The organism is Proteus sp. G4380 (genome assembly GCF_963885725.1).
Classification (GTDB): domain Bacteria; phylum Pseudomonadota; class Gammaproteobacteria; order Enterobacterales; family Enterobacteriaceae; genus Proteus; species Proteus mirabilis.
Window position 1 is genome coordinate 1 of sequence record NZ_CAWPAV010000063.1, and the last position, 13,228, is coordinate 13,228.

Consider the following 13,228-nt stretch of genomic DNA (forward strand, 5'->3'; position numbering starts at 1 on the left):
AGTTCTCTTATTAAAAACAAAACAACAAATAATTAACAAGCAACATATTAATTAAAGACAAAACCATTCTTAAAATGATATATTTTGATCTATATCACAGTATAATTCGGGTGTTTAATTATATTAATTTATAGTTGTTATATAGGTCTTAATAATTAACGGATGCGAAAATGGAAAATAATAATCGATTTTGGCCACATATAAGACGTATTACACATATAATGATGTTTTCACATCGTTCATGTTTTGATTTTAATCTTTTCAACGCTCAAAGATAATCTCTCTATTGGCATCCATCACGTGGTTTGCATATTACCAGCGTATGGATAGTCAACCTCTTTACCATTATAAATCACATTTTATGTGACTATAATGAATTCTTATTGATCATTCATATTCTTGGTTTTTATGCATAGTAATGTGCAGTTAATTAGTTCTTATTATTGGTAATTTTGCTAAAAACATATTACTAAAATTATAAAAACCATCATTCTATACATTATTTTTATACGTGATGACATAAATATAAACGTGATTTTTATAACTCGACACTCTATCGAGGGAAAAAACTCGCATTTATAAAAATAAAAAACTGAAATATTTTTACTTAATATTTCAGCGGGAATTTTTTACCAAAAAAAGGTATTAAAAATGAAAAGTTATAAAATAGCGGTCAGCTACGATATGTCTGACTATATTTCAACCCACCGTGAATGTGTCGATATTCTACATACTGATTTTTCTGATGTTGCCGTGATTATTATTTCACTTAATGACATTCAGAATGGAAAGCTTAATTTAATTGAACAAAATAGCTTTGAACAGCCTATTTTTGCCGTTATTAATAAAGATGAAGTTATCCCTGCTAATATTATTAATCGATTAACTGGTGTAATTGATTTAAATAAAAAAAATAGTGAGTTATATAATAAACAACTAGAAACTGCAGCGTTAAAATATGAAGAGAGTCTATTACCTCCTTTTTTCGGCAGCTTAAAAAAATACGTTGAACAAGGAAATTCAGCTTTTGATTGTCCTGGGCATCAAGGAGGTGAATTTTTCCGCCGTCATCCTCTAGGTAACCAATTTGTCGAGTATTTTGGTGAAAACTTATTCCGCTCTGATTTATGTAATGCCGATGTTTCTATGGGTGATCTGCTGATCCACGAAGGTGCCCCATGTGCCGCACAACAACATGCAGCAAAAGTCTTTAATGCCGATAAAACTTATTTCGTACTTAATGGTACATCTTCCTCCAATAAAGTCGTTCTTAATGCCTTATTGGCACCAGATGACCTAGTATTATTTGATCGTAATAATCATAAATCAAACCATCACGGAGCATTAATTCAAGCAGGAGCAACGCCTGTTTATCTTGAAGCTGCACGTAACCCATTTGGGTTTATCGGTGGCATTGATGCTCACTGTTTTGAAGAAAAATATCTACGTGAACTCATCAAAGAAGTCGCCCCTACACGTGCAAATGAAAAGCGCCCTTTCCGCCTAGCCGTTATTCAATTAGGTACCTATGACGGAACAATATATAACGCACGTCAGGTAGTCGATAAAATCGGACATTTATGTGACTACATTTTATTTGACTCCGCGTGGGTGGGCTATGAACAGTTTATTCCAATGATGAAAGATTGTTCTCCACTTCTACTTGAACTGAATGAAAACGATCCGGGGATCTTAGTTACACAATCTGTACATAAACAACAAGCGGGATTCTCTCAAACCTCACAGATCCACAAAAAAGATCGCCATATTAAAGGTCAAAAACGCTATGTAAATCATAAACGTCTCAATAACGCCTTTATGATGCATGCCTCTACTAGTCCATTCTACCCATTATTTGCAGCTTTGGATGTGAATGCCAAAATGCATGAAGGTGAGTCAGGTAAACATTTATGGATGAATTGCGTAAAAACAGGGATTGAAACCCGTAAATTACTCCTGCAATCCTGTAAACATATTCGCCCGTTTATTCCAGAAACTATCGATGGCCGTGCATGGGAAGATTTTGATACTGATGAAATTGCCAATGATCTCCGATTCTTTAATTTTGTTCCGGGAGAGCGCTGGCACTCATTTGAGGGATATGAAGAAAATCAATACTTTGTTGATCCATGTAAATTACTACTAACCACCCCAGGTATTAATGCCAAAACAGGAAAATATGAATCATTTGGTGTTCCTGCCACCATTTTGGCGAACTATCTACGTGAAAATAACATTATTCCTGAAAAATGCGATCTTAACTCCATATTATTCCTGCTAACGCCTGCAGAAAGCATGGCGAAAATGCAGCATCTGGTCGCACAAATTGCTCGCTTTGAACAATTACTGGAACAAGATGCCCCACTGAAAGAGGTACTTCCATCAGTATATCATGCCAACCAAACACGTTATCAAGGATACACCATCCGTCAATTGTGCCAAGAAATGCATGATATGTATGTGAAATTTAATGTAAAACAACTGCAAAAAGAGATGTTCCGTAAATCACATTTCCCACAAGTCAGTATGTTACCTCAAGAAGCCAATATCGCTTTTGTGCGTGGCGAGGTGGAGTTAGTTGCCGTGGAAAAAATTGAAGGCCGTATCGCCGCCGAAGGTGCTCTACCTTATCCACCAGGAGTACTGTGTGTAGTACCAGGGGAAATTTGGGGTGGCTCTGTACAGCAATATTTTCTAGCGCTAGAAGAAGGAATTAATCTATTCCCGGGATTCTCACCGGAATTACAAGGTGTATATATCCGCAATGATGAGGACGGTCGTCTGCGGGCATATGGCTATGTAATTAAGCACTAAGTTAATTAATTTATGCGTGACGGAGTGTGAATAAGCATGCTCCGTCAGCCGGAGAGTAAAACGATGAGTACTTCAAAAAATAAAATGAGTGTATTGCAACTCACTATATTAACTGCGGTGAATATGATGGGTTCCGGTATTATTATGTTACCGACCAAGCTAGCCGAAGTAGGAACCATTTCTATTTTATCTTGGATTGTCACTGCAGTCGGCTCTATGGCTCTGGCCTATGCATTTGCTAAATGCGGTATGTTTAGCCGCCGTAGCGGAGGAATGGGAGGGTATGCCGAGTATGCCTTTGGCAAATCGGGGAATTTTATGGCCAATTATACCTATGGTATTTCCCTGTTAATTGCCAATGTAGCTATCGCAATTTCTGCTGTGGGTTATGGTGCCGAACTGATGGATGCGACAATGACTCCGTTAGGTATTTGTATTGCAACGATTGTTGTATTGTGGATCTGTACAATAGCAAATTTTGGTGGTGCGCGGATCACCGGACAAATAAGCAGCATCACTGTCTGGGGGGTGATCATCCCTGTTGTGGGTATTTCAATTATTGGCTGGTGGTGGTTCAATCCTGAACAATACATTAACTCTTGGAATCCACATAATTTTCCATTCTTTGAAGCCGTAGGCTCTTCTATTGCCATGACCTTATGGGCATTTTTAGGTATGGAATCAGCTTGTGCCAATAGTGAAGCGGTTGAAAATCCTGAAAAGAATGTTCCTATTGCTGTATTAGGTGGCACATTAGGTGCAGCCGTTATTTATATCGTATCAACAAATGTTATCGCAGGTATTGTGCCAAATATGGATCTGGCAAACTCTACCGCGCCATTTGGCTTAGCCTTCTCCCAAATGTTTACCCCAGGTGTTGGGAAAATCATTATGGCGCTAATGATTATGTCTTGTTGTGGATCTTTACTTGGCTGGCAGTTCACCATCGCACAAGTATTTAAGGCGTCATCGGATTCTGGTTATTTTCCAAAAATATTTTCTGCAGTTAGCAAAGCTGATGCCCCGGTAAAAGGAATGTTAGTTATTGTTGTTATTCAATCTGCACTGTCACTGATGACCATCAGCCCATCACTAAATAAACAGTTTAATGTACTCGTCAATCTAGCAGTTGTGACTAATATTATTCCTTACATCCTTTCTATGGCGGCAATGATTATTTTACAAAAAGTCGCCAAAGTGGAACCTCATAAAGCGAGAACCAGTAATATCATCGCATTCATTGGGGCGATTTATAGTTTCTATGCTCTGTATTCATCTGGTGAAGACGCCGTAATGTGGGGGGCATTAGCCACATTCTTGGGATGGACACTATATGGTTTTGTCTCCCCACGATTTGAAATGAAACAAAACCAAGACCTAATGACAAAATAACACACGCTATTCGTTATATTCCTCCCGCATAAAATTTCAGCGGGAGGGACTTTTCTCACAACAAAATAATCAGCATTGACAGGTACTTAATAAGCTACCTGTATGCTCCCCTGTCGTGGAGATAGCAAAATGATGATATCAGAAATTACCAAACCGAAACGAGGACGTCCCCCCAAAAATCATAGTCCTAATACAGATGTAAAAAATATAGTTATTCAAAGTGGTATAGAAATGTTTGCTGAAAAAGGCTATATCAGTTCAGACATTTGTAAGATATTAGAAAAAGTTGGTATCCCGAAAGGATCATTTTATTATTACTTTGGTAGTAAAGAAAAATTTGGTTTAGTCGTCATCCAACATTATGACAACTTTATTTCTAAGCAACTAGATAACTATTTGTCTTATACTGCATTACCTTTCCCCAAAAGACTATTAGCATTTTGTCACATGATAAAATCAGAAATGGAAAAGTATCATTGGCAACGAGGATGCTTAGTAAGTAATCTCATACAAGATATTGTTAATTTACCCATTAGCTATTATAAAATACTGAATAATGTGATTTCTGGATGGCAGAAAAAGGTAGAAAATTATCTTCTAGAAGCACAAAAATATAAGTTTATATCTAAAAACATTGATTGTAGACAAATGGCTATTTTTTTCTGGATGGGTTGGCAAGGAGCAATAATGCAAGCAAAACTAACCCGCTCTAATCAGCCACTAGATATATTTATCTCTATTTTTATGGCGCAGATGTTTGATATTCCTCAACATGAACTAGAAATTACTAAAAATAGAATAATTTAATATCTCTATACTTAATATACTGAGTGTATTATTAACTAATAGTTAACTATTATTTATAACAGAAAATTAGATTAATATATTCAAATGATAAATATATCATCATCTAAATAATATATTGAATTAAAAACTGTTTCGTGAGAGAAAATATATACTAAAACTCAACTTTAAACATCCATGTAAAAATCTTCTTATTTAATAAATAGTATACAAGTAATAGCTTGATAACAGGTCATAACTGCTTCTATGATAGTTATGACCTCAAAATTATTACCGCTCTTGTAATGCCTGCTTCATTCTTGTTATAGGTTTAATCAAATATTGGAAAACCGTTTTCTCACCTGTTTTAATATCAACACTGGCGATCATACCCGGAATAACAGGAAGCTCTTTTCCATTTTTATCCGTAAGATGACTACTTTGAGTTGTGACCAATACGCGATAAAAAGCTTCATCTTGATTAAGTTTTAAATCACTAGGTCTTTTTTGATCATGCAATGTATCTGGGCTTACCAAAGTCACGACGCCTTCTAACCCACCATAAATCGCATAATCATAAGCAGTCAATTTTACTAATGCAGGCATACCAGCACGTACATAGGCCACATCTCGAGGACTAATATAAGCTTCAACTAATAACTGATCTTCTAAAGGAACAATTTCCATTATATCCTGCCCTGCTGAAATTACTCCACCAACTGTATTAATACGGATATTTTTCACAATACCTCTTAATGGTGCACGTATTAAAGCACGTTCAACAGGATCAGCTCGCCCTGCCATATTTTCCCTTGCTTGAGCTAATTCCGCTTCTGTTTTAACTAATTCAGCCCCTGCTTCAGTTAAATATTTATTTTTCTTTTCATCTATTTGTAATTGAATATCGGCTGATTGCCTCTCCATTCTTAATAATTCCACAGCAGACATTGCACCTTGTGCAACTATTGGCTTAGTGATAGAAATTTCTCGGTCTAACAATGCTTTACTTTGTTGTAAATTGTCTATTCCTGATTTCAATGCGTCTTTACGTATCTTGTATACTGTTGTTTCACGAGTTACTAATTCTGTTGATAAACCTTCTGGAAAGCTAAGCTCAGTAGAATAAGCCTCCGCTTTAAGTCGTGCTCGTATTGCTTCTAGATTAGCAACTTTTGCTTCACTTTCTCTCAAGATAGCCGATGTTCGAGTATCATCTAGCGTTAATAATACTTGACCTTTTTCAACTATATCCCCTTCTTTAACTTGCATACTTTTTAATATGCCAGCATCCAATGTTTGGATTATCTGCTCGCGACTGCTAGGAATAATACTGCCTTGACCACGAGTTACCTCTTCAAGATTACTATTCCATGCCCAAATAACGAAAATAACCATAAAGATCAGCAATATTGTGATCATCATAAAACTTTTATGATGTTTTTCATTCTGAAGTGCTGCATGCAAGTCATTTAGAAGTGCTAAGTCCTTATTAGAAAGAACCTCTTTAGTATGACTTGAAGGCATCAGGTGTTTTTTATTTAGTTCATTCATTTCACATTCCCAATCTTACTTATCTATTTTGGTTTTTTGAGTGAGCAGTTATTTGTTTTTCTGTTTCATTTTTAGCTAACTGCTGTAAAACCGCATCTCTGGGACCATCCATCACAACTTTGCCGTTATCAACAACAATTATTCGATTGACAATACTCAGTACCTGAGGTCGATGAGTAACAACCAATAATGTCTTTGAGCGACACCATGCTGAAATGGCATTTAATGCCTGAATTTCTGAATATTGATCAAGTCCCGTTGTTGGTTCATCAAGTAAAACAATTTTGGGATTTCTCAACGTCATTCTAGCCAAAGCAACAATTTGTTTTTGTCCACCAGAAAGACCTAACCCATTTTCTCCCAAGGACATATCTAATCCCCTAGGATGCTTTTTAATAACTTTATCCAAACCAAACCGCTTCAGTGCCACAATCAAATCTTGATCACTAGAGAAGCCATCCATACGGGCTAAATCAAGATTTTCTCTTAAACTACCTAAAAATAACCTTGGCTCTTGTTCTAATAACAAAACCTGATTACGCAAATAATGAGGATCTATTTGGCGAATATCGACATCATCTAGTGTGATACTCCCTTGCTCTGCGGGATATAACCCAGCTGCTAATTTTAAAGTCGTTGATTTACCACTGCCAATACGCCCAAGTATTCCAACTTTTTCACCTGGCTTTATTTCAAATGATAAATTTTTCACTACACTGCTACTATCTTGGTTATAAGCAAATGAAACATTTTGGAATTTTATATTTCCATTTATTTGTTTTAACGTAATATATTTCCTAGCTGGTTCACGTTCTGATGGTCGCTCAACAATGCCATTAACACCTTTTAATGCGACCCAAGCCTGTTGAAAGCGCACAGCTAAACCCGCAATCTGTCCTAATGGTGATAACGCTCTACCAGATAAAATAACCGTTGCGATTAACGCCCCCATTGTAATTTTACTTGCAGGATCATCGCTATGAATCAAATAAGTACCAATAATAACTAAAAATATCGTATTTAACTGTTGCATCATTACTGCAAAATAAATAACAAAATTACTGATGTTTTTAACTTTCATTGATGAAGATGCTGTTTTTGCTGTGTAATAATCCCAACGCTTTTGCGCCCAATTCATGGCATTATTCGTTTTTAATGTTTCTATACCTTCAATCGCTTCTACAGCTAATCCTTGCCTTTGAGATGATTCCTTCATCGATTCATTAATATATTTGGATAAAGGGATCTGAGCTAAAAGTCCGACAATAATAACCAATGGAATTATAGTAAGTGGCACAAAAGCTAAATAGCCTCCAACAAGCGCAATTACAGATACAAATAAAATTAAAAAAGGCATATCAACTAATGTTAATAAACTCGCGCTCGTCATAAAATCACGGACAGATTCAAAATCTCGTAAATTATTAACATAGGAGCCAGATGATATAGGTTTTTCTTGTAACTTAAGATTTGTGACCTTTCTAAATAAAGCAGAACTGATAATTAAATCAGCTTTCTTACCAGCAATATCAGTTAACCGGCCTCGGAGCATTTTAGCTGTAAATTCAAATAATATTGCAATAATTACCCCGATACTTAAAACCCAGAGTGTTTGATATGACTTATTAGGTATTACTCTGTCATAAACATTCATGACATATAATGAACTAACAAGTGCCAAAAAATTAATAACAAAAGTAGCGAGAATGATTTGATAGTAATACTTTTTAAAGCGCCATATAACTTTAAAAAACCATGCTTTAGGCATCGTATATTCAGGCAATTCTGAACGAACATCTTCTGTAATACGTGGCTTAATGAACCAGCAATAACCTAAATATTTTTCACTTAATTCAGATTGTGTTAACCATATAGATAAACCATCTACTTGCTGAATTTTATATTTACGTTGTCCAGTTTCATCAAATGAAACTTCGGTTAAAACAGCACTCTCTTCATTTTTTAATAATAATAATACTGGCATAGCTAGAGAGGGAATATCATCTAATAATCGTTGTGATAATGTATTTTCAAATCCTTCACTTTTCAGATATTCAACCAGTGATGAAAAATCAATTCCCATCTTTGTAGTACGGATTGTATGTGCAGTCAGTGTAGCCACAGATAAATGTGTGCCTAATAACTGGGTTGTAAGAGAAAGACCTTCTATGATCAATTTCATAACTACAATATTTACCTTAATTTATTAGTGAGTGTGTGAATTAAGTGCCCAGTGCGAAAGTTTTCCTTGTGCATACAAATAATCAAGCATCCCGTACCTAAGATCACTCAATGTCGTGGCATAAGATAATTCAACATCAGATAACTCTTTTTCTGCATTCAAAACATCTAACAAAGAACGGCGTGCAACATTAAATTGCAATTGATAAAAATCGACTACTTTTGTCGATGATAAAATTTGTGCATCTAATATCTTCAATTTTTGAGTACTTTTTTGGATATTAATTACTGATAAACGTCTTGCTTCTTCAATATCTCTAATCACTCTCTCCATTCTCTGTTGTGCCGCGTTTAACTGACTTACTTTTTCATCAATAGAATATAATGATGAAAAATTAATAATGTCCCATGTCACATCAATGCCTATCTGACGATCATCTTTAGTTATATTTCCAGTTAAATTAATTCTTGGTAATTGTTTTTTATTTTCTACTTTAACGCCCATTTTTTTAGCATCGATATCAGCCTGACTCACGAGATAAGCTGGATTTTGATTATTATTTTCTGCAGTGAATTCGCTATACATATCACTGACCGTCATTCCATCAAAAGGATTGACAAGATCGCTTTCACCAACGGGGAAACCCGTATATTTTGATAACGTACTTAACGTTGTCATTAATTCTTTTTCATAATAGTTAATATCTTGTTCTACTAATATTTTTCTTGCTTCTGCCTGAACATATTCAGAAACACGCCCTTCATCATTACGGGCTATCACATTTAATTCAGATATAATCTTATTATGTCTATCTAAACTTTTTTTCTTTACCGCAATAGATTCTTTAGCTAGCAATGCTTTTAAATAGAGATCTGATATGGTGTAAGCGACATTTTCTTTCGTTTCGCTATATTTAAATTGATAATAGAGTTGTTCTTTTTCATTACGTTCAACATCATTTTCTATTCCACCGAAAGAATAGATATTTAATTCACCTCTTAATCCTGGAATAAAACTATTATTATCATAGTCGCTTTTATCTCTATGATATTGTCCTAATAATTTATTTCCAGTTACGCTTATTACGGGAAAATGTTGAGCTCTAGTCTGATTAACTTTTGCAACGGCTATATCTATATCAGCTTTAGCTTCTAATAACTCAGGCGCATTATTTAATGAATTATTTAATATATACTTTAAAGAGTTTGCATGTGAATTAAATAATACACCTCCTAAAATAACAAACGTTATTATTTTGAGTTTATTTATAGAAAACACAGATATTACCTCTAATAAGAAAATATAATCTAAATATAAAAGTTTTATGATTAGATAATAAGGCTGCCCGAAAGAGCAGCCTTAGATTTAATTACAACAGATAATTAAATAACGCCTCCATTATCGATAATATTATTATCAATATAGACATTAGCACCACTTGCACTGCTATAAAGAGTGTAAGTATGTTCAGTACCATCTAATGCGGTTGCTTTTGTTGTAGTGGCAGTAGCTGTAAATGTACCTAAACCTCCAGCACCATCGGCACCTAAATCCACCTTATCATTAGCATCACCGGAAATATAAATCGTTGAATTTGCATTCATTCCCAACACATCAGATGCGGTTAACTTAATAGTCTGAGAGCTATTGTCCACTTTCAACTCACTGTTAACCGTCATATCGACTTTTTCGAAATTAGCAATACCTTCATCAGTCTTAGTGGCCATATTTACCGTAATCGTACCTGATAAGACTAAAGTATCAGTTCCCTCTCCCCCATTAATATATCCCTGATTACCTATAGGTGAAGGATCATAATCTTTTGTCAAAATCACAGTATCATCGCCAGCACCCGCATCAACTGTCAGATTTTTACCAATTGTGCCTAATTTTATGGTGTCATTGCCATCTTCACCATTCACTAATGTCGCGCTAACAGAATCCCCCATAACACCAGCAGTAGCATCAAACACATCATCTCCTGCCCCTAGTGAAATAGTTGTGTTATACGCACCTTCAGTGACAGTAACCGTATCATTGCCATCCCCCATAGAAACAGTGGCACCACCATAAATCCACCCAGCAGTTAGAGTGTCTGTATTATCACCAACAGAAACATTACCAGTCAGATTTTTAGTGATAGTGATATTATCACTACCATATCCACCTAAAATTTCACCGGAGACAGAACCATAAATAGTGACAGTATTAACATCTGTGACCGCATCAATGTTATTGTCATTACCTAAACTTAAATTACTGCCATCCTGATAAACAGAAAGATACTCATTTGGCATATTTGACTTATCTTGAGTACCACTACCCAGATCTAATAAACCGGACAATTCGGTATTATTTTGATCATTGGCATCACCTTGAGTAAAGGTATCACTACCTGAGCCAAGATAGATTTGACCAGCATTGGTTACCCCTGTACGTTTAATCGTAACGGTATCATTACCAGATTCCATAAAGAGATAACTACCAGCATACATAGAACGTAACGCTGTATTCATGCCGTCCATAGTAAAGGTATCATTACCTTCACCAGCATAGACTCGTGTATTGGTTAACATATTACCGCGGATCACCATCAGGTCATCACCAGCACCTAAATCAACAGTTGTAATACTTTGATTACCATCTGTTTTTGTGCCATCAGGTCCATTATCCTGCGAGTTAGCAAGATTGCTGTATGATGAAGTTTCGCTACCATCCTGATAATAACCAACATAAATCGTATCATTGTAATCTGTCGTTAGCTTAGGATCTTTTTTACCGCTATCAACTCCGATGGTATATCCAAAGTCCCCATTTTCAGCCACTGATGAGGATAATGAATACTTCAGTGTAAAATCGCCGTCCAGATTACGTAATGAAATAGGGTTGCCATCATAAATAACCCCCGTAGCAGAAGCACCTGCATTATTTACTGTATCAGTTACAGCGGTAGCGTTATTAGATGTTCCCGTAATGGTTGCAACAACTTTCTCCATACCTTCAGCATTAAATGCATTTTGGTTAGCTTCCATTGTTGGATCAACTATAAATGAAACACTCTTAGATCCAGCAGGAATAACAACCGTTACAGTTGAAGCTCCATCATAGGTTACTTTACCTGTGTCCCCATGTAGGGCGATTTTCCCATCATGCTGAGAGCCTGCAAGCGTTGAATAATCCGGCGCACTTGCATGACCTGCATCATTTGTTAAGGTTATGGTTACGGTCACATCCTGTGCTGCAACATAATCTAGAGCAACGGTATATACTAATCCGGTAGTATCATCCTTGTCCTCTATTGTTGCAGGAACTTCTGTTATTTCACCCGAAACAGAAGCATCAGCACTAATCTTATCTCCATTGTCATTTACTGATGTTGTATCAACACTAATACTCACTGTCGGTAACACATCTGTTTTGGACATTGCTGTTGCTGGAGCACTTTCATTACCGCTTGGATCTTTAGCTATTGCGGTTACTTCACTGTTATCTTTTACATTATCAGATGGAATAGCGGTGTTATTGCCCTGACTGTCTGGGATCAAATTAGGATCACTAGATGTCCAACCATTATCCCCTTTCTCCATTGTTACAGTCTGTTTATCCCCTTTTTCATCTTCAAAGGTAATTTCTACCGTATCGCCTTTGTTGGCATCCCCTGGCAGTTCAACAGAAACAGAGCCATTATCCTCAGCATTTAATACAGGGGTAGATGGGGCAACGGTATCTACAGTGAAGTCCGTTGCTTTACCTTCACCACTCGTGTTACCTGCGGGATCTGTAATTTCTGCTTTAACAGAATAATTACCATCCGGAGTTGCTTTATCTGCAGGGATAGTCACATCGGCTTTACCTGCCGTCACTTCATCTGCAGTCAGTGTGTGTTCAACGGTGTCGGTTGAGCCGTCTGGTTTAGTAATAGTGAGTGTCAGTGTGTCACCTGCCGCACTCCCTCCCGGTACAGTCACTTCGGTCTGTACGCCATCTTTTAGCTCGTCAGCATTTACCCCGTCCGTAGCTTCTGGAATGGTCACTACAGGTGTTGTATCCACCACACCATCACCATCTGTATCGCCCGGAATTTGCGTATCAACCATAAAGTCAGTAGGTTTACCCTGACCACTGGTATTACCCGCCGGATCAGTAATTTCTGCGGTAACAGAATAGTTACCATCTGCTGTCACTTTATCTGCGGGGATTGTCACATCGGCTTTACCTGCCGTCACTTCATCTGCAGTCAGTGTGTGTTCAACAGTGTCGGTTGATCCATCTGGTTTGGTAATAGTGAGTGTCAGTGTGTCACCTGCTGCACTACCTCCCGGTACAGTCACTTCAGTCTGTACGCCATCTTTTAGCTCGTCAGCATTTACTCCATCAGTGGCTTCTGGAATGGTCACCACCGGTGTGGTATCCACCGTACCATCACCATCTGTATCGCCCGGAATTTGTCCATCAACAGCAAAATCTACTTTGTTTCCTGGTTTGGCTGGATTATTGCCTTGAGTT

Annotated in this window: 8 protein-coding genes; 4 read left to right on the top strand and 4 right to left on the bottom strand. The window is 36.7% G+C overall.

Annotated elements, in window-relative coordinates; translation table 11 throughout:
- Window positions 1-170 precede the first annotated feature (170 nt).
- The 4 genes from speFL (at window position 171) to AACU98_RS05430 (ending at window position 5,013) form a co-directional block, all read left to right on the top strand.
- Window positions 171-278 carry a leader peptide SpeFL gene (gene speFL, locus AACU98_RS05415; RefSeq protein ID WP_107034653.1) on the top strand — a complete coding sequence of 36 codons (108 nt, stop codon included), beginning with the start codon at window positions 171-173 and terminating at the stop codon, window positions 276-278.
- Between the two features lie 373 nt (window positions 279-651).
- Window positions 652-2,814, top strand: a complete 2,163-nt coding sequence (gene speF / locus AACU98_RS05420; RefSeq protein ID WP_161735659.1) for an ornithine decarboxylase SpeF — start codon at window positions 652-654, stop codon at window positions 2,812-2,814.
- Window positions 2,815-2,877: 63 nt separating this feature from the next.
- The gene (gene potE, locus AACU98_RS05425; protein ID WP_004247370.1) at window positions 2,878-4,206 is read left to right on the top strand and encodes a putrescine-ornithine antiporter; all 1,329 of its coding nucleotides are present in this window, start codon (window positions 2,878-2,880) and stop codon (window positions 4,204-4,206) included.
- Between the two features lie 129 nt (window positions 4,207-4,335).
- Window positions 4,336-5,013, top strand: coding sequence for a TetR/AcrR family transcriptional regulator (locus AACU98_RS05430; protein ID WP_017628325.1), 678 nt, complete (start codon window positions 4,336-4,338; stop codon window positions 5,011-5,013).
- A gap of 267 nt (window positions 5,014-5,280) precedes the next feature.
- Here the strand turns inward: AACU98_RS05430 and AACU98_RS05435 are convergent, their stop codons facing one another.
- The 4 genes from AACU98_RS05435 to AACU98_RS05450 form a co-directional block, all read right to left on the bottom strand.
- The gene (locus AACU98_RS05435; protein WP_001985443.1) at window positions 5,281-6,540 is read right to left on the bottom strand and encodes an HlyD family type I secretion periplasmic adaptor subunit; all 1,260 of its coding nucleotides are present in this window, start codon (window positions 6,538-6,540) and stop codon (window positions 5,281-5,283) included.
- Window positions 6,541-6,559: 19 nt separating this feature from the next.
- Window positions 6,560-8,722 carry a type I secretion system permease/ATPase gene (locus AACU98_RS05440; protein WP_036894346.1) on the bottom strand — a complete coding sequence of 721 codons (2,163 nt, stop codon included), beginning with the start codon at window positions 8,720-8,722 and terminating at the stop codon, window positions 6,560-6,562.
- 24 nt (window positions 8,723-8,746) lie between these two features.
- Window positions 8,747-10,000, bottom strand: a complete 1,254-nt coding sequence (locus tag AACU98_RS05445; protein WP_001985440.1) for a TolC family protein — start codon at window positions 9,998-10,000, stop codon at window positions 8,747-8,749.
- 104 nt (window positions 10,001-10,104) lie between these two features.
- The coding region (locus tag AACU98_RS05450) for a beta strand repeat-containing protein (protein ID WP_237611983.1) at window positions 10,105-13,228 on the bottom strand (3,124 nt) is incomplete at its 5' end.